Origin of the sequence: Virgibacillus proomii (genome assembly GCF_900162615.1) — a bacterium.
Taxonomy (GTDB): Bacteria; Bacillota; Bacilli; order Bacillales; family Amphibacillaceae; genus Virgibacillus; species Virgibacillus proomii.
Map to the genome: position 1 here is coordinate 316067 of NZ_FUFN01000008.1, position 23802 is coordinate 339868.

A 23802-nucleotide genomic window follows, 5' to 3' on the forward strand; every position below is an offset into this window, starting at 1 on the left:
CAGCGACTAGAACTTGACTAATGAAACAACCCGGATTCTTCCGATTTTTTCTTTAACTTAATTATATGCCTGAAAATGACTGGTTTTAAAAATGCACCAATAACAATCGCGCCTCCACCAAACAGAGAAAGGTAGAAAATATCCTTTAGCGCTCGTTCCCAAACAATTCCACCAATCGATTCCCGCATTAAATCAATGGCATACGTAAACGGAAGAAAAGGATTGATGAATTGGAAAAACTCCGGTAATAATACAACTGGATATGTTCCTCCAGAACCAGCTATTTGCAGCACTAAGAATACAATGACGATTGCCTTACCAACATCACCAAACACAGATACAGTTGTATAGATAATTAACATAAATATGATGCTAATTAATAATCCAAATACGAGGAACCAATATGGATGAGCTGCATTTACCTTCAATATAATAAGATCACCAATTGTCACAATTATAGTCTGCAATATACCAATTGTCATAAATGTATACATTCGGCCAAAATACATTTGTCTTCCGGTATAATCTACTTTATCATGCACATCTGTTGCCAAGAGGGAAATTAGTAGAAGTCCCCCTACCCAAATAGCTAAAACAGTATAGAACGGCGTCATCCCTGTTCCATAGTTTTCAATTGGAAAAATTTTATTTTCGTTCAGTTTAACAGGCTCTTCAAAGAAGCTTCTTTCTGCATTCGGATCATTTTGCAGCAGTTTTATAATCTCATTAATATCTACTTCCCCTTTAATACTGCGAATTCTATCTGCGAGTTCATTTACTTTACTATTAACATAAGGGAATTCACCTAATACATACTTAATAACATCTTTGCCTTTTCCTAAATTCTTTTCTGTATTACCTAAAATACTTTCAATTTCTGGTATCATCCCTTGGATATCAACTAAAATATTCCGTGCTTTAGACAATGTTGCTTGTGCACGATTAATTTCATTCATCACTGTCGGCTCAATTGTTTCTTTATATTCTTTTAAAAATGCATCGATATTCGTCGACGTATTTTCTGATAGTTGTTGTAGGTCACCAATTACTGCTGATACTTCTGTTTCTTTATTATTGATAAACTCAACAACTTCACTATTTTTCTGTTTGATACTTGCTAATTCGTCTTTAATCATGGTTAACCGTTCTAGCGCTTGGTCTATTTTCTGTTGATTTATCTCTTGACTGTTTATGGATTGATTATTGTTTGAATCTTTGTCCTGAGTATTCTCTGTTTGTTTCTTTAATTGTTCTAATGCTTGCTGAACCGTCTCTATTTTGTTGATTCCTTCATTAATACCTTGATTTATTTGATCTGTTAGCTCTTTACTATTACCAAAATCAAGATCCAAGTTTTGAATATCTTTAATAAACGAATTAGTCTTCTTAGCAATTTCCTGCACTCGTTGCAAATCCTGTTCAATCTTTGGAGCCATCTTATCTAAGCGATTCTCTGCCTTATTTAAAAATTCTGTAGTATTATCGATCGTAGTTAACCCGTTATTTGTAACATCTTTTGCATCAGGGATAAGGTCTTGGGCTTTATCGATCATACCCTGTGCACGATCGGCATCGGATAATGATTGATTCAAAAGATCATTAATTTCCGGTAAATTTTTTTCCATTTCAAACACATAGTTTTCAAATCGCTGTATATCAGGTAAATCTTTTTCTAATTCAATACCTAAATCATTAAATATGTCAAAAATAACCCCGTTTACAGTAGAAGTAAAACTACTACTAATTTTTTCAACAATGACGGAGGCGCCTTTTTGCGTAATCTTTGGTGCAATTGCATTTGTTTTTTCATTTACGTAATACTCGACATTCGCTTTTTTGGGGTGATCATCTATCACCGTTCCTAGTCTTTTCGAAAAATTTTCTGGAATGATGATAACAGCGAAGTAATTTCCATACTCTAATTCGTCTAAGGCTGCTTTCCGATCGGTAAACTTCCAATCCATTGACTTATTTTCTTTCAATGTCTTTACTAATTCATCTCCAACATGAATTTCCTCACCACGAACAGTCGCACCTTTATCTTCATTCACTACGCCAATAGGAAGTTGATCGGTTTTACCATACGGATCCCAGGAAGCCTTAATATTAAACCAAGCGTAAAAAGATGGGAGAACAATTAACCCTCCGATGATAATTGCAGCAACCCAGTTTTTACTTAGATTTTTAATATCTGTAGAAAAAATTCGCCATATGTTTTTCATGTGTGTCACTCAACCTTCTGCCATAAATGAATACTCGTTCATTTTTTTGCTTAAAAAAACTAATATAATGGATTATAACAACGTTAAGCAATTAAAGCCAGTCAAGAGCAAAAGTAAGGTAATTTACAATTTTCATACGAATAGTGAATAGCAACAAACAAATGTTATATAGCCAGAAATTATCCTAATTAAACATCAATTGTTTAATAAATATGATTCTAAAAATACAGATATTATTATGTAATTCAGGCGTCCTTTAGTCATTCTCTAAAGTACGGCGAATTTTTGGATGTATCATTCTTACCAAGATTTTCCCCTTTTTATATAGTAAAATATTCATTTCATGAAAGAGAAAACTCTACCAGCTCAAGCCTTTTTTGCTGCACCTTAACATTAGAAAAAATTGGCTTGTCGCCAAGTCTTTAGCGAAAGCTGTAGTTTTTCTTATATTATAAACCTTAAAACTTTATACTTTCCTATAGTATGAAAAAAGCGCTTTAAATAAGCCCTTTTTTCTCCTGTCTCTATCATTTATTCTTTAGACATACTTAAATATGTCGTCTTTCCATTAAGTGTATTCCGACACTAATCATTACAACCCCCATTAATAAATTAAAAGAAATTGTACATAACTTATACTAAATGGAGTGGATTTGCTGGTAAATATAGCCCCTTTTCTTTTATACATAAATAAAAACTTAATCAACTTTTTGAATCGTTATTTTCCAGCTTGTCCCTGTACCAATATGGTAGGCTTTAGCAAATGACCCTTGATTTAATGCAACAGCCAATTTATCCAAAGAGTTTACATACATCAATGGTTCTCCTAAATGAGTTTTGGCGAAAGAACGTGCAAATAGCATTTTATTTTTATACACATCTTTATCATGGTGAGCAATCGTCACTTGTAATGTATCTCCATAGCGGAATCCTGCTTCTTTAAATAAACTGCGATCAATATTCGTCCACAAATTTCCAAATCGTACATCTAATATATCAATACATCCTTCAATTATTCCATGATTATTTCTAGCAGTTTCTTTTGTTAAACAAACGATATGATCCACATTCACTTTCGGCCCTACTTCTTCATAAGAGATCACATCAGATGCAAGTCTTGCAGCGGTATATGCATATACATCACGCCCATGAAACGTATGGGACTCTCCTGAACAAGGCAAACGATTTATTTTTTCATCAATTATCCGCGCTTCTTTTAATCCAATATGTGCTTTCACATGAGTAAGTGTTCCATTATTTGGTGTTACAATATATTGATTTTCATTCGTTTTTACGGCGACACTCCATCTGTCTGTTCCAACACCTGGATCTACAACTGATACGAATACCGTTTTCTCAGGCCAATATGGAACTGTTTGATACAATCGATAGGAGGCTTCCCAAATATTATACGGGGATATATCGTGGGTTAAGTCAAAGATTCGAATGCTTGGATTCACTGAATTGGCAACACCATACATAGCACTAACCGCACCATCACTTAATCCAAAATCTGTTTGCAACACTAAATGTTTCATCATTTCTATCCCTCCAAATTATATTTCTATCAAAATCTTGAATCCTTATAAAGTGAAACTCCATTCAACGGGGCTTATTCCCTCAAAATGGAACAAAGGTGGTGTTTCTTGTCTGCTGCAACACCACTAGTACATACTATGAGTCAAGTTCATACCGAATAGTTTTGAATGGAGCAGCGTATGCAGTTCGGCTTCTCTTTTCATTAGAAATTAGCTTTTAAAGTCAGTATTACCTTTTTATTCAAAACTTGAAACTTTTTTAACTCTAACTAATTTCCAAAGTACAAAATCTAGGTTCGCCTCGGTCAGCCCGACAAGCGCGCTGAAACCCCGATAAGAGGATGCCCACGCCATAGGGAGAAAGGAAGCGACCATGAGGTACTAGGCGCTGGAAATTTTTATACTTTCCTAACAAAAAATCACGTCCTTATCTTAATGATAAGGACGTGATGCAACATACGTGGTACCACCTTATTTTACTGTATATCTCATATACAGCCTCGAAAAGTACTCCCGTTTTTGAATTTGTTACCAAAATTTTAAATAATCATTTCAAAACGTTTTATACTTTGGTACGATAACGGGTACCAATCTCCGTCATAACCTACTAATAGTATGTTCAGCATGAGGCTCTGGAGGCCATTTTTCTGATTGATATTTTTACTTCTTTTCAGCTTCCGAAGCTCTCTGTATAAAATAATCAACCATACTTTTCCTCTGTCATTGCCTTTTTATTGTATTAAAACGTATTATATCTATATATAGCTTATTTTATTTAATAAAGCAACTGTTATGATAAATGTGAATAACTTTCATACAAGCCGACCAGCCTACTTGAAAAAAATGATCTAGGTAAGATTATATATTAATTTTATTGAAATATGAGAATTTTATACCATTTCCTAATTATTTCCACAATGGACAAGCTCTATATAGTATAATAGTAGGGACAGGTTATGCAGGGTGTATAAGGAAGTAGCGATGCTTCTTAGTGCTTGGCGACTGGTAATCCCTAATGAAAGGGGCTGAACACTTTTGATTTCCATTGACAAAACGCTTGAGCTGATGTTTTCGTTTGCGACACTTGTACTGTTGATTGTCAATAGCCGCGAAAGCAAGTAATCACCCTGCCGACTGTGTTGACCATGGATAACGAACTGTAGCTTGTTGTGTCCTGTAGCAAAGTCGCCGCCCCTTTGCGGATAACTGTCTGAGTCGCAAGTTGCCGCTTGCGACTCTTTTACGGTCCCACCTATCCAACATCAAACCTTTAAGCAATGGAAATCTTCTTTATTCATGTGAGCTTTTCATTGGAATGCCTTACCCTTTCGCTAAATCTACCGGAAATTTTCTTTGTTAAAAAGTTAAAAGCAACCAATCTTATCCTATTAATCCAATTGAACAATTATTCGTCCATTTTTGAACAAAAACTAAAATCGCTGCACCCTTGTCAATGTACCGATATTGAAACTTTTCTTGTTCTTAAATCCGAACAAATTGGATATTTAGGAACAACTTCTCTTATAGAGAGATAATTACAGATCCTGCGTAGAAAAACTTTTCACTGCATCAAATGAATATTTCTATGCTTCTCTAAAAATGCTCATTATCTTGCATATTCATTATACCTTATTTTCATTAAAAAAATCGACAAATTATGCAATTTTCATTATCTTTTTACTAAACAATTTCTATTTTTCATCGATATAACGTAAAATAATCCGCCATTCTTCCACTTTTTCATGAAACGTTTTTGTATATCGGCCTGGAATAGGGCTGGTAGAAGGAAGTTTTACTACGTTTACAGGTGATATTTTAGCATTTTTAAAATATTTAACAAACAACTGATACGATTTGCTACCATTACAAGCTATCAATTTTATAGAAGGGTACTTTTTTAATAAACTGGGAATATCATTTGGTACTGCATCACGTATATTCGCATCAAGACTCCCTTGACGATAACAAGTAACAATGGTATCCCATAAAGCGATGCGATGCTTTTTGCAAAACGCAAGCTTATTTTCATAGTTTTCTACTAAAGGCTCATTGAATAACGTAAATAGGATATTCCAAAAGTGGTTTCTTGGATTACCATAATATTGTTGTTTTTCCAACGATTTCACAACTGGCATTGAGCCTAAGATAAGAACAGCTGGCTTTTTTGGCAGGACAGGGGGAAAAGATGTCAACTTCTGCATAATAACTACCTCCTACTTCATCAAATCAAACAAAAAACTGATAAATGGGAAACTCTTCCTATAGCTACCATCTTTCCGTTTAGCAAAGTACTTTTATAGTTAACTAATGCATGACGCTAAACACTTACATTTTTTCTCTATTATAACCATGCATATTCAAAATTGTTTTTACTTCAAATTTAATAAAGTAAGCATTTTTCTTCTCGAAATGGAATCCATGCTAAAATCACAAGCGTCTTAAAAAGAAAATCGCTTTTACTGTATACGATACCTATTTAAGATAGTCTTCTTTGTTCTGTCGACACGAATGAATGGCGATATTTAAAGTGCTGTTATCTTCCATTTAGTACCCTCTATTACGCTTGAAGTGGAGATTATAAAGCAACTTGTGGCATCCACTCCTATCTAATGCATTTATTCTGCCCGCTTCTTGGTTCTATGGCGAACTCTTTTATCAACAAGTTGTATGATTGATTTTATTTTTTTCATCATTGTATTCAATTTACTACTAAGTTTAACCGTAGTATTGCCCTTGATAAACAACCCTAAAGAAACTAGTAAATAGAGATGACTCATAAAAATGAATATTGCTGTTAAACTACCATTCCACATTTGGCTAAAAAGATAAGTCAGCTCATTAACCTCTTCTGGTCTACCAATAGAATATAAAAAACCTATAAGCGGAGTAGCAATGGATAATATAATTGATAAATAAGCAAATGGGATCAAGCGGTCTCGTGCATTACTTACAATTGCTAATAACAATGTCCCCGCTATAAAAACGACATAAATTATCCAAACACTCGTTGGTAAGGATACCAAATGTCTCACCCCTTATATTTCTCTTTTCTTTTTCGATTCCCTCATTGAACCAATGAAAAACAATGTTTAAGTTAAATTACAGTGCTTATTCGTATCATCTTAGATAAAAACTAACGCTTATTATTCATTGTTGACTAGTTTATATTATCAATTTTTATTGTACAAGGTTCTTAAGCCTGTTTACGCTTTACTATTTGTTCTTTTATATCTTGTGGGGTACTATCTTTAACAAAGAAAGCCAAAAAAAGCCCGATAAAAGACAAAACTGTAGCTGCATAAAATGCCATATTCACACCGTGTATCTGTCCAAGGACAGTTTCATTACTACCTGTTGCTAAAGCTGTAGCAGTCATAATTGTTATTAGTAATGCTGTACCAATAGAAGCGGCTACCTGACGCATTGTATTGGTCATAGCAGATCCATGGGGAATAAGCCGATATGACAATTGATTTAATCCGGCTGTTGTTGAAGGCATCATTATCATAGAAATCCCAAACATACGAATAGCAAAAATAACCGTTAAATACGCAAATGACGTATCTTTTGTCAAATTGGTATATAACAATGACGTAATGGTTAGTAAAAATAATCCAATGATGACAAGATACCTAGCACCAAACCTGTCAAAAATTCGTCCATTTATCGGCGACATAATCCCCATTAATAATGCTCCCGGAAGAATCATTAACCCTGATTCAAAAGAAGAAAAACCTGCCATATTTTGCATATAAATCGGTAAAATGGTTTCTGCTGCGATTAAACCAATAAATCCAATCATACCGATAATCATCGTTATCGTGAACATCTTATTCTTAAATACCCGAAACTCTAAAATCGGTTCTTTTAATTTAAATTGCCGAATAATAAATATATATAAGGAGACCATACCAATAATAAGTGAACCGACAACCATTTTATTGGTCCATCCAGTATTTCCAGCACTACTAAATCCATATAAAATTCCGCCAAACCCTATTGTAGAAAATAAAATAGACAACATATCTACTTTTGGAAATGTACGTTTCGTAATATTTTTCATAACAAAATATGCTACAATCACATTAATAGCAGCTAAGGGTAAGACGACATAAAATACAGATCTCCAAGGATAATGCTCTACTAACCAGCCAGAAATTACCGGACCAAGTGCTGGGGCAAATCCAATTACAAGTCCTACTGTCCCCATTGCCGCACCTCTTTTTTCAATCGGAAAAATCAGCAAAAATATCGTCATCATTAATGGCATCATAATCCCTGCACCTGCTGCTTGAATGATCCGTCCAACCATTAATAGAAAAAAGTTTGGCGAAATAGCGCAAATTAGTGTACCGATAGTAAAAATACCCATTGAAGAAATGAACAATTTACGTGTTGTAAAGGTTTCAATTAAAAAAGCTGTAATTGGTATCATAATCCCATTTACTAGCATGAAGATGGTCGTTACCCACTGTGCCGCATTCTCCGTCAAATGTAAGTCAATCATGATTGGAGGAATAGCTGTTGTAAGTAAAGTTTGGTTTAAAATAGCTAAAAACGCTCCGGTTATCAGAACAATGATGATCGGTAATTTATTTATTTGTTCTACATTTTCTAATTCTTGATGCGCCATTTATTCCCCACCTTTTATATATTCGCATGACTTATCTAAAGAAAAAGTACCTTATATTCTACCACATAATTAAAGAAAACTTCATCTTTCTGGAAGTGTTAGTTTATTCTGAGTTCATATAAGTGCGTATTCAAAAAAGGGGAAGACACCTGAGGTTCTTAAGATTATAATGTCCTTGAATTAATCGCAATGTTTTCGAACTTTACTAAGCTAGAGCTGCATGAGTAAGACACAAAAAAGTACTCTGGTTAGCAACGTACAAACTAGAGAACCGCTGACGAGATATAGTGAAACTTCATTTCTTGGAATGTTTTACCCAAGAAATGTTAGTACCGCAAAGATATGACCTAAAGGCCCTTGAACCAATTGAATATTTAGATGCCGTTTCTTACACGTTGACTTCACCGTGTTCCTTATATTCTTGAAGGGGGAGACTTACGGCACCTTACATGTGAGATAAAGAAAACTTGACTGGTTCTACTTCTTTGGCGTAATGTCTAATTGCATTTATACTGTATCTGCACAAATTTCTAGCAATGAATTAACTTCTAAGTAAAATTTTATACGTTCTTAACGTACAAGGAATTTCAATGCATCATTTTTACGGACTTTTCGGAACAGCTTCTATAAATCAAAAAACAGAAGTAAGGAGTTTAGTATGATCCCCTTACTTCTGTTTTTTAATAATCTTTTTTTAGTTGTACGAAGTGATAAAATGAATAATCACTTAACCGAACCGATCAATTATACTTCCTGTTCTTTTAAAACTACAGCACTACTCGATTTTTTATGAGGAAGCATATGGAACAGCATATTTAGAAAGATCGCTGTCACACTACCAGCAACAATTCCATTGCTTGTTAAAATTTGTATACTATTGGGCAGCTTAGCAAATATTTCTGGAACAACTGTAACACCTAAGCCCATGCCTACTGAACAAGCAATAATCATCGCATTTTCTGATGATTCCTTAATGACCGGCCCTAGCATCTTTATCCCTTGTGAAATAACCATTCCGAACATAGCAATCATAGCCCCGCCTAATACAGGTGTTGGAATAATGGTTGTTACAGCAGCAATTTTAGGAATAAAGCCTAAGGTAATGAGCATTGCTCCTGTAATCATAATAATTCGTTTCTTTTTTATACCTGTCATTTGAATTAGTCCAACATTTTGTGAAAATGCAGTATATGGGAAAGCATTAAAAATTCCACCTAATATAATCGCTAAACCCTCTGCGCGATAACCGTTTCCCAAGTCTTCTTTAGTTAATTTCCGCTCGGTAATATCCCCTAATGCAAAATACACGCCTGTTGATTCTACTAAAGAAACAATTGCTACTAAAATCATTGTAACAATAGCAGACCATTCAAATGTTGGTGTACCAAAATAAAACGGATGAGGTAAATGTAAATAGGAAGCATCTGTAACAGCTTGAAATTTAACCATTCCCATAACAGCAGCTACTATTGTCCCTGCAATTAGACCTAGCAAAATAGAAATAGATTTTATAAAGCCTTTTGTAAATCGATACATAAATATAATAAATAAAAGCGTTCCAAATGATAAGGCAATATTAGCTACAGAGCCAAAATCACTTGCTCCCTCTCCACCACCCATATTATTTATAGCTACAGGAATTAAAGTAATACCAATGATGGTAACAACAGATCCAGTAACAACAGGTGGAAAAAAGCGAACTAACTTACCAAAAAAGCGTCCAATAAGAAAAACAAATAATCCAGATACAAGAATTGCACCATATATAGCTGTTATCCCATACTCCGCACCGATTGCAATCATTGGACCAACAGCAGTAAAAGTACAACCGAGAACAACAGGAAGACCGATACCAAAAAAACGGTTTTGCAGTACCTGTAAAATCGTAGCGACTCCGCACATTAAAATATCAATAGCAACAAGGTAGGTTAGCTGTTCAGTGGTTAATCCTAGTGCGTCACCAACAATTAAGGGAACTAAGATCGCTCCTGCATACATAGCTAAAAGATGTTGTAAACCTAGGGCTGCGTTTTTCATGTTAGTTGTCCTCCTCCTTAAAAGCTACGTTTCCTTCTGATAATTCAGCAATCGTTGCCAGGGACTCGACTCGGTATCCTTCCTTGCGAATTGCTTCCCCGCCATTTTGAAATCCTTTTTCAATAACAATTCCAATTCCAGCAATCGTTGCTTTTGCCTGTTCGAGGATATCAATTAAACCGAATACAGCTTGTCCATTTGCTAAAAAATCATCCACAATTAATACGGTATCATCACTTGAAATAAATGATTGGGAAATAGATATTTCATTGGTTTCCTCTTTTGTAAAGGAATAAACGCTCGCTGAATAAAGGTGATCGGTTAAGGTTAAAGACTTTCTTTTTCGTGCAAAAATCACTGGTGTTTGCAACACTAACCCTGTCATCACAGCAGGAGCAATACCAGAGGATTCTAAAGTTAAGATTTTTGTTATTCCATCATCAGCAAACCGCTTTGCAAACTCTTTTCCAATATCCTCCATTAGTTCCGGATCAATTTGGTGATTTAAAAATGCATCCACTTTCAACACAGTGTCCGACAGTACCGTTCCTTCAGCTAAAATCTTTTGTTTTAATCGTTCCATGATGTCGTGCTTCCTTTCTAGCAAATAATAATGAAATTCGAGGCGTCATTTCTACCGCAACCTTTAAAACATCCTCATAAAAAAACAAAAACTCGAAGCCCAGTTTCCGTAAGAGAACTATGAACGGAAAACTGAACTTCGAGCGCAATATGCCCAAGAAGTATTGTAATTGCATACAGTAGTAACATACAATTTTTTACCAGTCATTTTCATAGTCGGTTCATTTACGGTAAACCGGTAGAAACTTGCAGGCCATATTCCTGCTATTATATGAAAAACAGTATTTTTTTGAATGTAACTAGTATAGCATCTTAAGATGAATAAGCAACCCTGTATCTAATAAAACTAACATTCTGATAATTGACATAAAAAATTTCTGCGGGGTCATTCTTCCGTCTAATCAATCCAAACCGTTTCTCCTTCGCTTAAAATACTATTGCTACTCCGTCCATTCCAGAAATTCCAACCGGTTTCCGAACGGATCATGAATATAAAAGCGATTTGCGCCTGGTAGCCGATCATCATCGATAACATCGACTTTTTGATTTATCAGATGCTCTCTTAACTGTTTAAGCTGATTCACAAGAATTGCAGGATGTGCTTTCTTTGCTGGAAAAAAGGGAGCCTCTACGCCAATATGCAATTTTACAGAACCTGCTTGAAACCAGACACCGCCATTCTTTTTCAATGTTATCGGTTTATCAATTTCTTGAAACTTTAATATCCTCTGGTAAAAGTCTCTTGCTGTATGCTCCTCATTTTTTGGTGCAGCAAGCTGTACATGATCAATTTTTTCATAATGAAACGACATATTATCCCCCCCGTCAACTATAGAATAAGATAAAGGCTAAACCTTACTAATATCGTTTTTCAATCCATATGTATTACCATTTTTTATCTGAACAGTAGTAGAATATTATTATTTTAAAATTTTATAAAACCAGAAAACAATAATGCTACAATTTTTCATAGTTTATTATCGTCTCTCCACTAAAGTGCAAGCTTGGATCTCGCAAAACGATAATACATCGAATTTATGATTTTAGCTCCTTCTGAACAAATATATTAGAAAAACTTGGCGTGTCGCCAAGTCTTTAAAAGCTATCGTTTTTCTTATACGATAAAGTGAAACTTCATGCCGTGGAATGCTTTTTACACGGAATGTTAGTACCACAAGGGTATGACCTAAAGGCCCTTGAACCAATCGGGCATTTAGGTGCCGTTTTCTACCACTTTGCCCCTTTGCACGAACTCAGGACTTGAAGTGGGAAACTTACGGCACCTTACATGCGGGATAAAGCCTAAAGTTTTATACTTTCTATAGTAAAATAAAACGACCAAGCCTGAATAAGAAGCTGGTCGGGTTAGATTGCCAAAAAAACAGGCCACAATTGCCGTATTTTGTAATAAAAAGTTTTAAACCACCACTTCACCAAGTGGGTGCTCGCAGAAAGCTGTCCTGTCCTCCGCTCAAGACGGCTCGACATTAAAGCTTCGATATAAAACTCCCTATTTCATCATTAGAGGTTAAAACTTAATAAAATACGTACATTGCAGCTTGTGATCCCATTATAACATTGCCACTAAAATTTTCAATGGTAAAAGGTAATTCTGTATTCTTTTGTAATGACAACGCTTGCAAATTAGTACAACAACTTATTACCATAGTATGTTTATTTCACTTACGTTTAATTGTGGCTTATCCATCCTCTAATACTGTTTGCGGTTGATGTATATGATCATTTTTCAGATCTCTACTACCATCTATTTTTTACGTTTACTTTTTTATATTTACACCTTTAAATTTTTGTGTTTTTCTTTTTCGCTCGTTCTTCCAGCTTAGACTTCGGTCGTTGATCTTTTGTATCTTCTGATAGTCCTTGAGGATTTACACTACGATGAACTTGCTGTTTTCTGTATGAATCCTTTTGATAACTCATGGCGACACCTCCACATATCGTGTGGCACAACTCACCTCAAATATACGTTGCTTAAAATTTAAGGATTTTTATCATAAAGATTCTCATACCGGCTTCTTAATGATCGTTTTACTACTTTTCCACTTTGATTTTTCGGAAGTGTTTCTGTAAAGATAATGTTTTGGCACTTTGAACTTTGATAATCGTTTCTAGCAAAAAGCTTCAACTTGAGATGTTGTTAGGTTAATTTTTTAGGAACAATGATTGCAGTAACTGCTTCAATCCAATAAGGATCAGGAATACTGATTACAACTTCTTCTACTCCATCCAGCTGATAGATTACCTCTTCAATCTCTCTATTAACAATTTTAGTTTGGACATTTAAAGCGGGTTACCAGCTGAACCCAGTTTTCGCAGTTGATCTTGAGCTGTAAAAAAGAATTTCATATTACTTCACATCAACATGGTTAGTACTACGAAGACAGTATGATTCGCTTTTCTTTACCGTACTAACCAAAACACAAAAGACGAAAAGCATATTGTAACAAAGCCACCTGCTCTGTCTTCGCTAACCATGCCTTACTAAAAATCTAGCTTTTAGAACAAACACATTCGTTTACGCTGACGCTTCTGTCTTTTCTTTGGAGCAATATACCCGTGCTGATAAATCTTTCCACTTTGTAAATGACATGCGCTTAGCAACCCCTCCAAAGTACCAGGTTCGCTGACATTCAATGCTTTGATGAAAATCTTGGCAGCCACTCTGGCATCCTCTAAGGCATGGTGGTGAGCAAAGTGGATTCGATGATAGTTTGCCAATGTATTTAATTTATAATTATGTAATTTAGGCCACATTTGTTTAGAAATAGCAACGGTACACAAATAATCCAGTTCCGGATAAGGCAGGTGAAAATAATCCAATGTATGCCTCATTACACTCATATCGAAACTTGCATTGTGGGCAATAACCGTTCCTTTAGATAAATATTGATAAAGCTTTGGCCAAAGTTCCGCAAATGTAGGAGCATTCTCTACCTGCTTAGGTGTAATTCCATGTATATTTATATTCATCGAGCGAAATTCAGCAAGTGGATTTATCAAACTATAATATTCATCAATAATATCCGTTTCGTTAGCTACAACAATACCTACTGCACAGGGACTAGATCGTTTTTCGTTAGCTGTTTCAAAATCAATCGACACAAAATTCATCTTTTATCCGCTTCTTTCGTTAAATCTAGTTTTTAAGATATTTCAAGAATATCCCATGCTGTAATAATTCCAAGTAGTCTTTCTGAAGGATTCCCATGTTTCGTTATCAGTAATGCTTCTAATCGCCTTCCTTTACTTGTGTGCTCTTTAAATAAATCTACAGCTTCATATATTGCTGTATCCTCAGCTATAAAACGGGAATTTTCCTCGTTTTCAAATGGCAGAACATCTTTGATTTGATAGCTGCTTTTGAGCTGTTCTTCGCGTTGCTCCATACTTGCAAGCCAGTTTGTAATACCTTTTTGCGTTAATAATCCTTGATAAGTTTTTCCCTCATAAATTGGAAATTTAGATAGCTTTTTCTCGTGAATTACTTTTAATGGCTTGCTTAATTCATCCGTATTTTGAAAACAGTAGACATACTTTTGAAAGGTAGGGATAACATACTTTGGTGCACTTAGTTCCTTTTCTATCGTTTCGATTTTTTCAACTATTTCATCATGTGGTTCCGCTATTGCATATGTCATATCAATCTTATTATGAACAATTGCATTTCGCAGTTCCGCAAATTCCAACAGATCATCACTGTATTGCTTGATTAATGCATTGGAGTTTTTTAGAATCTTAACTGCTTTAGAAAAGCTTGCATCTTTTTTGTTGATGAGCAAATCTCTCAGCATTTTCTCAATGCGGTTAAACGAAGTTAAAAATCGGTCTGAGTTTTTGTACATATTCCCGTGCTCCCTACCTTACATTTTCTTTTTGTTATAAAGTGAAACGGGGTTTTGTTTCATCCCCCACTCATGGTTAGTACCGCAAGGGTATGACCTAAAGGCCCTTGAACCAATCGGACATTTGACTTTCAGTTATTCCCCACCTAAACTTCTTCGATCCCTCTTACTCCCAGTTAGATGTGGGATAAAACTAAACCATTCTATGTTCCATTTTATACATTTTATGTAAAGATTAAAAGTGTTCGGCATTCATTACTAACCAATCTCAATTCAGAAAATAAAGTCCCCTTTTGCAAGTGTTCGAATCTTATGAATCATCACTTGCTCTTCGCAGTCGATCTTTTCATCTGCAAAATATGCTAATTCTTTATGATTACCAATCATTACCGAGTGAGCCGCATGCTTAAACATGGAGATATCATTTGCGTCATTACCAAATGCAATGTAATTGTTTTTCGCGATTCCTAGCTTTTTTAACGCACTCCATTTATTAATCCCTCTTGGGCTTATATCAATTGTTTGCTCATTATGATGCTTATGAATCGTTACATCCAGCACTTCTAATTCCTTTAATAGAACTGTGTAATCATTCATTGTAACAATCAATATTTTCACTACTTGCGTTAATTGATTGACTGTCAAATTTTTTGCCAAGTTCCCACGATCTATATTTTTAACGATTGGATGATCATCGGGGCCAGTATAAGCATAATCCCAATCACTATCGATAAGAAATGTTGCTTGATGTTTGTGAATCAATTTTAAAATAATACCCAGCTGCTCATTTGTAAACGTATGTGCATGGACTAATTTCCTATTTTTATAAATGAGCGAACCATTTCCTCCAATTAACGTATACGTATGGAACCGTTTATGTAAAACAGGAAGCATATCTCTTATTGGTCTAGCAGATGCAAAAATCACATCCTGCTCTAAAGCATGTAGGCAATTAAGAATGTTGCTGGACACTGGATTGCCTTGAAAGCAAATAGTTCCATCAAGGTCAAAGACAAAGTTCATGTTTTTCATCCCTTTGATAATTTATTCGTATCATAATTTTAAATGTTTATGATTAAGATTAATGCGAAAATATAGCTATTTACTTTCAACTTAACTTGTTAAAACAGGCGCTTTTCACCAACATTTTTCTTAATTGTACAAAGACCTTGTGTACAAGAAGTCTCTAAATATAGCCTTTCATTCGATTAACGTTTAAACTATTGTATAGCGAAACGCCAGGTAGAGCAAACCTTCCCCAGGGTAGCATCGTGTACAGAAACGTGTTTTTCACTTATGAGGACAGAATATGCTACGACAGCGACACATCGAGGTTTTTCAAGGATAAAAAAACATAAAAGTGTAGATGTTGACTTATTCTAAGAAGATCGAAGTTAGCTTGGAGACTTCGCTTAGGATTAGAAAGCTATCGTTTTTCTTATACGATAAAGTGAAACTTCATTCCGTGGAATGCTTTTTACACGGAATGTTAGTTGAACCAATCGGACATTTAGGTGCCGTTTTTTCCACTTTGACCCCTTGCACGAACTCAGGTCTTGAAGTGGGAAACTTACGGCACCTTACATGCGGGATAAAGTGAAACTTCATTCCGTGGAATGCTTTTTACACGGAATGTTAGTACCACAAGGTTATGACCTAAAGGCCCTTGAACCAATCGGGCATTTAGGTGCCGTTTTTCTTTTATGTTCACAATGCATAATAGATTTTAGAATTGAGGAAAGTACGGCACCTTACATGCGGGATAAATCCTAAAGTTTTACACTTTCCTATAGTATAAAAAAGCTACTTCCTAAAAGAATCAAACTATAAAATAGAATTACTTCAAAATTGAAATCAAAGTACAAATGTCTTGTCAGCCTCGACAAGCACTAAAACTCAACAAAAACGCTTAATTCTGCCAATCATCCTTAAAATATTGTACTAGCTTCCTAAATCATAAAAAATGTTTACATCGTAAAAAATCACAAAATTTATTGACAATATTTAAAGTTCTGCTATGCTGTAAACTATTATTCAGAAAAAAATACACGATGAAACGAAAAGGAAGAAAGGAGAACCTTAAACCGATGTTACCTGATCAACATATACTTAGAATTCCAGGTCCAACACCAATCCCTCCTAGCGTCACACATGCAATGGCGCAACCGATGATTGGTCATCGCGGGCAAGAAATGAAAGAATTATTACAAACGGTTAAAGAAAAACTAAAACCAATCTTTGGTACGAAGGAAGATATTTTAATTTATACAGCTAGTGGAACTGCAGCGCTTGAGACAGCCGTAGTAAATGCTGTCCAACCTGGTGAAGAAGTGGTAATTATTGTAACTGGCGCCTTTGGAGACCGGTTTACAAAAATTTGTGATGAATATCACATTAAAGTTCATAAATACGACGTAACATGGGGTGAAGCTGCTGATCAAGATCGTTTAGCTGAACTATTAAAAGCACATCCAAATGTAAAGGCTGTATTTGCGACTTTTTGTGAAACTTCTACTGCTGTCTTAAATCCTGTAAAGGAACTAGCAGAGATTGTTCACCGCGAGTCCAATGCATTATTCATTGTTGATGGTGTTTCATGTGTCGGAGGAACGGAAACAAAAATGGATGAGTGGGGACTAGATATTGTTGTTACTGGATCACAAAAAGCAATGATGCTGCCAGCGGGACTTGCATTTATTGCTGCAAGTGAACGTGCATGGAAAGTGATAGAACAAAATCCACATTCAAGATTCTATTTAGACATGCGAAAATATCGTGCCAAACTTAGAGAGGATTCTACGCCTTTCACCCCAGCTGTTTCTTTACTGCAAGGTTTGAAACAAGCTTTAGCATTAATGGAAGAAGAAGGATTAGCAGCCATTTATAAGCGTCATAACACAATGGCAGCTATGACAAGAGCAGCATTTCATGCATTAAATATTCCTTTACTGACAAAGGATGCCGATGCTTCCCCTACTGTAACAGCAGTAAAACCGAATGATTTCTCTTCAGAAGATTTGCGCAAAGTGCTTCGAACTAACTTTGGCTTAACTATTGCAGGGGGACAGCAACATTTAAAAGGGGCTATTTTCCGCATTGGGCATATGGGTTATTGTTCACCAGCAGATGTTTTGCAAACAATCAGTTTAATTGAATTGGGCTTACAACAAATCGGCAAAACAATTGAGCTCGGTACGGGTGTTAAAGCAGCTCAAGCTAATTATCTGGCTGAGTTAAGCTTGGTTTGACTTTTTTAAAATCACCATTAATTTCCTTCCTGTTCTGTCATACAAATTAAAAAATAGGAAGGAAACGAGTCAGCAGTATGGCTTTTTAGAAGCTCTAATAGTTAAACCTTTTTTGAAATTATTCATTCCTACTGACATAGGTTAATAGGTAACGAAAGCTTCCATATCACACTATTTTTTCCATCTAAGACATCGTTTAAGCTTTTGTTTTTATAAAGTGAAAACTCATTCAAAGAATGCGTACAGTTATCGCTATCGTAGTTTTTTGTTCTGTTGTCCCAACCAATTAGGCATTTAGATACGGTTCCCCACTTCGTATAAACTATAACTCTTAAAGTGGGGCTTACGGGCATTTTAGATGCAAATTAAAAAACTGAAACGCAAGCGCTCGATAGCGACGTACAACTTAAGATCTCCTGACGAGATACAGTGAAACTTCATTCCGTGGAATGTTTTTTTACACGGAATGTTAGATGAACCAATCGGGCATTTAGGTGCCGTTTTTCTCATTATATTTGCATAATCATAGATATAAGAAAAATACAAATTCTTACATTTAAGATAAAAGAAAAAGGGCCCTGCAACTGGGGTATGCCGATGCCTGAGCGGCAAACCTACTTTTAGTCGACCTTCCGCCGATGCTGACTTTTGTAGGAAGAAGTTCGAAGTTTGCTAGTTGTTACTGAACGCTTAAACTAGACAAAGATACTTTTCAAAATAATTATCCACATGTAGGAACAAATATAGTTTCCTAAACGATAAAAAATAATCGAGGAGGAACGATAATGACATTTAAAGTATTAATCGCAGATCCTTTAAGTGATGATGGAATTGCTCCGTTAAAACAAGCAGATAAAATAACAGTTGATATTGGAACAGACTGGTCCAAAGAAGAACTCGATAAGCGTATTTCAGAGTATGATGCGCTATTAGTTCGTAGTCAAACTCAAGTGACACGTAATTTTATTACGAAAGCCAAAAACTTAAAAATCATTGGGCGTGCCGGTGTTGGTGTAGATAATATTGATTTAGAAGCTGCAACAGAACACGGTATTATTGTTGTAAACGCTCCAAATGGAAATACAAATTCAGCAGCAGAGCACACGGTAGCCATGATGATGGCTCTGTCTCGAAAAATACCCCAAGCTTATTTGTCACTAAAAAATAAACTATGGGATAGAAAAAAATATATTGGAACCGAGTTAAAAAATAAAACGTTAGGAATTATCGGACTCGGAAGAATTGGTTCGGAAGTAGCGTATAGAGCCAGAGGACAACGTATGAACATTGTTGCATACGATCCATTTCTTACTGAAGACCAAGCTAAGAAATTTGGGATTGAAATAGGCAGCTTGGAAGAAGTATTGAAAAAAGCCGATTTCATCACCATTCATACTCCATTGCTGAAAGAAACAAGACATCTGTTAAATAAAGAAGCGTTTGCCTTAATGAAAACCGGAGTCTATATCATTAACTGTGCACGTGGTGGAATCATTGATGAAGAAGCACTGTATGATGCTATTGAGGAAAAGAAAGTAGCTGGAGCCGCACTTGACGTCTTTGAAGAAGAACCATTTTTCGAAAATAAATTATTGAATTTACCAGAAGTCATCGCTACACCACATTTAGGTGCAAGTACCGTAGAAGCTCAAGAAATTGTCGCTATTGACGTAAGTGAGGATGTCATTCGCTTTAAGAATGGGGATGCAGTGCGTAATCCTGTTAATTTACCATCTGTAACTAAAGAAGTATTAAGTGAAATTGAACCATACTTCCATTTGGCAGAAAAACTCGGTCAGTTTCTTATCCATTTGGCTAAGGAACCCATTGAAGGAATCAATCTCTATTATTCTGGCGATGTCGCCAAGACTAAAATTGAACCAATTACTCGCAATGCAGTGAAAGGACTATTAACCCGTCATCTCGGCGACCATGTTAATGATGTCAATGCGCTTTATTTAGCAGAAAAAAGAGGAATAACAATTCATGAAAATAAAACTTCTACCACTCAAGGGTTTACCAACTTAATTCGCGTCGAAGTAAGTACCAAATCAGACAAGCGAAGTGTTGCTGGCACATTACTTAACGGTTTAGGTCCACGGATTGTAAAAGTAGATGACTATAGTGTCGACGTTACACCAAAAGGTCATCTATTAGTTATTCACCATATCGACCAGCCCGGGGTCATCGGTAAAATGGGTAGTTTGCTTGCTACAATGCATATCAATATTGCAACAATGCAGGTGGATCGTGCAAAGGTTGGCGGTAATGCAATTATGGTTATGACTGTAGATCGCCACATTGAAAAGAAGGCGCTGGAAGCATTAGAAAAACTCGAAGAAATCCATGCTGCTATTGCCATCGATCTTTGATTACGGAATAAAGAGGCTGGGACATAAGCAAATACGAAACAGCAAAAACCGAACAATTCATTTATAATTGTTCGGTTTGTTTGTGTTTAGAAAGCCATAGTTTTTCTTATACGATAAAGTGAAACTTCATTCAGTAGGAGTTTTCTTCCATCTCCTACTGAACGTTAGTACCTCAGGGGGTATGACCTAAAGGCCCTTAAACGAATCGGGCATTTAGGTGCCGTTTTCTCCCACTTAGACCTTTTGTATCAACTCAAGATTTTGAAGTGGGAGTCTTACGGCACCTTACATGCGGGATAAAGCCTAAAATTTTATACTTTACTATAGTACAAGGACGATTTATGGTTCGTTTTTTAATCAGCTGTTTTCGTTTTGTCCCAGTCTCCTTATTTTTCCATTCCTTCTAACGAATAGTTTATCTAATTCTCCCATCCCCGTATCCCTCTTCTGTCACTCCAACTCAAGTCAATCTGTAATTCTTCTAACCTTTTTCTTTAACACAATAACAAGATGATCCCCTATCTCTTTTAAACGTTAGATTTTGTAATTCTCTTCCCCCTCTAGCCAACTATAATATATTGACAATTTTATCATTTCTAATTAAAATTAATTTTATTATTTTGTTGAAAATTACAATTACGGAAGGAGCTGCTTTTTTAAATGCACACGAATATTCCCCAAAAAGACATATACTTTTGGTGGGCAATTTTTCCACTTATCATCATGATTATGTCCATGCTGTTAACCATTGTTGTTTTTAAAGGTGAACCACATATACCATTGATTATAGGTACTGGAGCTGCTGCTTTGATTGCTTGGAAACACAACTATAAATGGAAGGAAATTGAAGAAATGATGTTTCAAGGAATAAGACTAGCACTTCCAGCTGTAATTATTATTATGTTAGTTGGACTAACGATTGGTGCATGGATTGGTGGCGGCATTGTAGCAACAATGATCTATTACGGTCTAAAAATTATTTCTCCCTCCATTTTTTTGGTAACGATTACAATCATCTGCAGTATCGTTGCTTTGACTGTCGGGAGCTCTTGGGCTACGATGGGAACGATTGGTGTTGCAGGGATGGGAATTGGTATCAGCATGGGGATTCCAGCACCTATCGTCGCTGGTGCTGTTATTTCCGGGTCCTATTTTGGCGATAAAATGTCACCACTATCTGATACGACAAATTTAGCAGCAGGTTTGACAAATACAGATTTGTTCATTCATATTAAACATATGCTGTTTACGACGATCCCGGGTTTAATTATTGCACTTATTGTTTTTGCTTACATAGGTAAAGATGTCGGAAAAGCTTCCATTGAAAATGCAAGTATTGCCCAAACAATAGCCGATTTGGAGGCGAATTTTACTATATCACCTTACCTTTTGCTTATCCCATTGCTAGTCATTATCCTTGTCATCTTTAAAGTGCCGGCTATTCCAGCAATAGCTGTTGGAATTGTGATGGGATTTTTAGCACAAATTTTTATTCAAGGCGATTCTATTGCCTCTGGTTTACATGTATTACAAAAGGGTTACTCCATCGAGACATCCAATGAAATGATTGCTGAACTATTTAACCGTGGCGGTTTAATGTCAATGATGTATACGGTGTCTATGACAATTGTTGCTATGACCTTTGGCGGTATTATGGAATACTCAGGAATGCTAAAAGCAATAATGGACCAATTATTAAAAATAGTTAAAACGACCGGATCACTCATTACCTCAACAATCAGTGCTGCTTTTTTAACAAATGCTACCTGCTCAGAACAATACATTTCAATTGTTGTACCTTCACGTATGTTTATGAATGTATATAAAGAAAAGGGGTTACACTCTAAAAACCTCTCCCGTTCTTTGGAAGATGGGGGGACGTTAACCTCCGTATTTATTCCTTGGAATACATGTGGTGTATTTATCTATGCTACCTTAGATGTTCATGCCTTTAGTTATGCTCCATACGCCATTTTAAATTATACTGTACCAATGATTGCAATCCTCTATGCATTCAGTGGATTTACAATTGCCAAAACAGCTAAAGCAAAGCAAAACGATTATATCAGTGAAGCACAATAGGATTTAAAAAAATGTGGTGGTATGACGGAGGGGAAAATAACGCTCACCAAACAAGAGAACTTCCTGATGAGATGGAGGTAACTTATTCATAGAGTACTTTTTTAATTCAAACAGTGGGAAGAGCAGATGGTTCCCTATCGTAGAAAGAAGCTCGAAGATTGCTAGACGCGTATGCTATACGAAACTACTTTCAAATATCCATCATATAATATGATTAATTAATCTGTTATTTAATCTACAATATGAACGCTATCATGAACGGTATACGAATGAATTCAGTACTGGGATGATAGATTCAAGCAAATAAACACGTTATTATGCAAAGAGGGGATTAAATGAATAGACAAATTATAGACCGTGGGAGACTTCGTTCTGGACAATCTTTTTACCTAAAAAAGTTAACTGTAAACTATCTTCACGATATTTTAAAATTGCAACAAATAGTCGAACAAACAGTAGAGGGCGCTTCTTTTTTACAACCTCTTACCACCGAAGAATACAACTATATTTTATCTGGAAAAGGATCAATGATCGGTATATTTATTCATGATCAGTTAGTCGCTTTTCGTGCCATGCTCATCCCAAATTCAAAAGATCCTGAGCATTTAGGAAGAGACCTTGGACTTTTAGAAACAGAATGGTCGAAAATAATCTATTCCGAAATTTCAATCGTCCATCCAACATATCGAGGAAATCGCCTACAAAATTATATGGGAAAACAATTATTTAAACAAGTAGATAAACGTATATTTCATTATATAGCAGCTACAGTTGCACCATTTAATATTCCAAGTATTAAAGATAAACTTGCTTTGGGCATGAAAATATCTGCGTTAAAAGCGAAATATAATGGAAAATTAAGATATATTTTAATTCGTGACTTGCATATACCTCCAGATTACAATAACTATACAACAACGAAAATCGTAAACATGCAGGATATTAACCTGCAAAAAAACTTGCTTGAAGCAGGCTATTGTGGAATCGCAATACAAAAAAGGAACGGCAATTATGATGTAACCTACGTAAAATAGGGGATGCCGGCCTGAGCGGTAAGCCTCTTTTAGTCGGCCTTCCTTTAGATTCAAGCCAATGTTATTTATGATAGAAAGAGATCAAAGTAAGCTACAGCTTGAGTGGTTAAGCTAGACCATAATACTTTCCCAAAAAGATATCCACAATGTAAAAAGAAATATAGTTTCTCATGCATAAAAACTAGGCAATG

16 protein-coding genes, 1 riboswitch and 1 other annotated feature are annotated in these 23802 nt (G+C 35.6%); of the genes, 4 read left to right on the forward strand and 12 right to left on the reverse strand.

The window, feature by feature from the left end:
- Positions 1-17 precede the first annotated feature (17 nt).
- The 12 genes from BN1066_RS02360 to BN1066_RS02420 form a co-directional block, all read right to left on the reverse strand.
- Positions 18-2222 (reverse strand): YhgE/Pip domain-containing protein, encoded by a 2205-nt coding sequence (locus BN1066_RS02360; RefSeq protein WP_179104267.1) that lies wholly within the window; start codon positions 2220-2222, stop codon positions 18-20.
- 698 nt (positions 2223-2920) lie between these two features.
- Positions 2921-3763 carry an SAM hydrolase/SAM-dependent halogenase family protein gene (locus BN1066_RS02365; protein ID WP_077317918.1) on the reverse strand — a complete coding sequence of 281 codons (843 nt, stop codon included), beginning with the start codon at positions 3761-3763 and terminating at the stop codon, positions 2921-2923.
- Between the two features lie 434 nt (positions 3764-4197).
- Positions 4198-4493: a binding site (T-box leader), on the reverse strand.
- Positions 4494-5451: 958 nt separating this feature from the next.
- Positions 5452-5961, reverse strand: a complete 510-nt coding sequence (locus BN1066_RS02370; protein ID WP_077317919.1) for a DNA-deoxyinosine glycosylase — start codon at positions 5959-5961, stop codon at positions 5452-5454.
- A 414-nt stretch (positions 5962-6375) separates the two neighbouring features.
- The gene (locus BN1066_RS02375; RefSeq protein WP_077317920.1) at positions 6376-6783 is read right to left on the reverse strand and encodes a hypothetical protein; all 408 of its coding nucleotides are present in this window, start codon (positions 6781-6783) and stop codon (positions 6376-6378) included.
- Positions 6784-6953: 170 nt separating this feature from the next.
- Entirely contained in the window at positions 6954-8393 is a 1440-nt protein-coding gene (locus BN1066_RS02380) for a DHA2 family efflux MFS transporter permease subunit (RefSeq protein WP_077317921.1), read from the reverse strand.
- 744 nt (positions 8394-9137) lie between these two features.
- A complete protein-coding gene (locus BN1066_RS02385) occupies positions 9138-10430 on the reverse strand; it encodes a nucleobase:cation symporter-2 family protein (protein ID WP_077317922.1) in 1293 nt (430 codons plus the stop codon).
- Position 10431: 1 nt separating this feature from the next.
- Positions 10432-11013: a xanthine phosphoribosyltransferase gene (locus BN1066_RS02390; RefSeq protein WP_077317923.1), complete on the reverse strand. Its 582-nt coding sequence runs from the start codon at positions 11011-11013 to the stop codon at positions 10432-10434.
- A gap of 192 nt (positions 11014-11205) precedes the next feature.
- Positions 11206-11307, reverse strand: a riboswitch (purine riboswitch).
- Positions 11308-11452: 145 nt separating this feature from the next.
- Positions 11453-11824, reverse strand: a complete 372-nt coding sequence (locus tag BN1066_RS02395; RefSeq protein WP_077317924.1) for a VOC family protein — start codon at positions 11822-11824, stop codon at positions 11453-11455.
- A gap of 988 nt (positions 11825-12812) precedes the next feature.
- Complete coding sequence (gene sspL, locus BN1066_RS02405) at positions 12813-12953, reverse strand: small, acid-soluble spore protein L (protein WP_077317925.1); 141 nt, start codon at positions 12951-12953, stop codon at positions 12813-12815.
- 576 nt (positions 12954-13529) lie between these two features.
- Positions 13530-14144, reverse strand: a complete 615-nt coding sequence (locus BN1066_RS02410) for a 3'-5' exonuclease (protein ID WP_077317926.1) — start codon at positions 14142-14144, stop codon at positions 13530-13532.
- Between the two features lie 32 nt (positions 14145-14176).
- Positions 14177-14875 carry a CBS domain-containing protein gene (locus BN1066_RS02415; protein WP_077317927.1) on the reverse strand — a complete coding sequence of 233 codons (699 nt, stop codon included), beginning with the start codon at positions 14873-14875 and terminating at the stop codon, positions 14177-14179.
- A gap of 273 nt (positions 14876-15148) precedes the next feature.
- Positions 15149-15898, reverse strand: coding sequence for an HAD-IIB family hydrolase (locus BN1066_RS02420; RefSeq protein ID WP_077317928.1), 750 nt, complete (start codon positions 15896-15898; stop codon positions 15149-15151).
- Positions 15899-16962: 1064 nt separating this feature from the next.
- Here BN1066_RS02420 and BN1066_RS02425 point away from each other — a divergent pair.
- From BN1066_RS02425 to BN1066_RS02440, 4 genes are all read left to right on the forward strand, one after another.
- Positions 16963-18123 carry a pyridoxal-phosphate-dependent aminotransferase family protein gene (locus tag BN1066_RS02425; RefSeq protein ID WP_077317929.1) on the forward strand — a complete coding sequence of 387 codons (1161 nt, stop codon included), beginning with the start codon at positions 16963-16965 and terminating at the stop codon, positions 18121-18123.
- 785 nt (positions 18124-18908) lie between these two features.
- A complete protein-coding gene (gene serA / locus BN1066_RS02430) occupies positions 18909-20495 on the forward strand; it encodes a phosphoglycerate dehydrogenase (protein WP_077317930.1) in 1587 nt (528 codons plus the stop codon).
- A gap of 660 nt (positions 20496-21155) precedes the next feature.
- Positions 21156-22577 (forward strand): Na+/H+ antiporter NhaC, encoded by a 1422-nt coding sequence (nhaC, locus tag BN1066_RS02435; protein WP_077317931.1) that lies wholly within the window; start codon positions 21156-21158, stop codon positions 22575-22577.
- Between the two features lie 335 nt (positions 22578-22912).
- Entirely contained in the window at positions 22913-23611 is a 699-nt protein-coding gene (locus BN1066_RS02440) for a hypothetical protein (RefSeq protein ID WP_077317932.1), read from the forward strand.
- Positions 23612-23802 lie beyond the last annotated feature (191 nt).

Bases quoted from the DNA above. Each gene is read 5' to 3' on its own strand.
- BN1066_RS02425 (WP_077317929.1), top strand. From the start codon at position 16,963: ATGTTACCTGATCAACATATACTTAGAATTCCAGGTCCAACACCAATC.
- BN1066_RS02420 (WP_077317928.1), bottom strand. From the start codon at position 15,898: ATGAACTTTGTCTTTGACCTTGATGGAACTATTTGCTTTCAAGGCAAT.
- BN1066_RS02370 (WP_077317919.1), bottom strand. From the start codon at position 5,961: ATGCAGAAGTTGACATCTTTTCCCCCTGTCCTGCCAAAAAAGCCAGCT.
- BN1066_RS02415 (WP_077317927.1), bottom strand. From the start codon at position 14,875: ATGTACAAAAACTCAGACCGATTTTTAACTTCGTTTAACCGCATTGAG.
- nhaC (WP_077317931.1), top strand. From the start codon at position 21,156: ATGCACACGAATATTCCCCAAAAAGACATATACTTTTGGTGGGCAATT.
- BN1066_RS02390 (WP_077317923.1), bottom strand. From the start codon at position 11,013: ATGGAACGATTAAAACAAAAGATTTTAGCTGAAGGAACGGTACTGTCG.
- BN1066_RS02410 (WP_077317926.1), bottom strand. From the start codon at position 14,144: ATGAATTTTGTGTCGATTGATTTTGAAACAGCTAACGAAAAACGATCT.
- sspL (WP_077317925.1), bottom strand. From the start codon at position 12,953: ATGAGTTATCAAAAGGATTCATACAGAAAACAGCAAGTTCATCGTAGT.
- BN1066_RS02440 (WP_077317932.1), top strand. From the start codon at position 22,913: ATGAATAGACAAATTATAGACCGTGGGAGACTTCGTTCTGGACAATCT.
- serA (WP_077317930.1), top strand. From the start codon at position 18,909: ATGACATTTAAAGTATTAATCGCAGATCCTTTAAGTGATGATGGAATT.
- BN1066_RS02360 (WP_179104267.1), bottom strand. From the start codon at position 2,222: ATGAAAAACATATGGCGAATTTTTTCTACAGATATTAAAAATCTAAGT.
- BN1066_RS02365 (WP_077317918.1), bottom strand. From the start codon at position 3,763: ATGATGAAACATTTAGTGTTGCAAACAGATTTTGGATTAAGTGATGGT.
- BN1066_RS02395 (WP_077317924.1), bottom strand. From the start codon at position 11,824: ATGTCGTTTCATTATGAAAAAATTGATCATGTACAGCTTGCTGCACCA.
- BN1066_RS02380 (WP_077317921.1), bottom strand. From the start codon at position 8,393: ATGGCGCATCAAGAATTAGAAAATGTAGAACAAATAAATAAATTACCG.
- BN1066_RS02385 (WP_077317922.1), bottom strand. From the start codon at position 10,430: ATGAAAAACGCAGCCCTAGGTTTACAACATCTTTTAGCTATGTATGCA.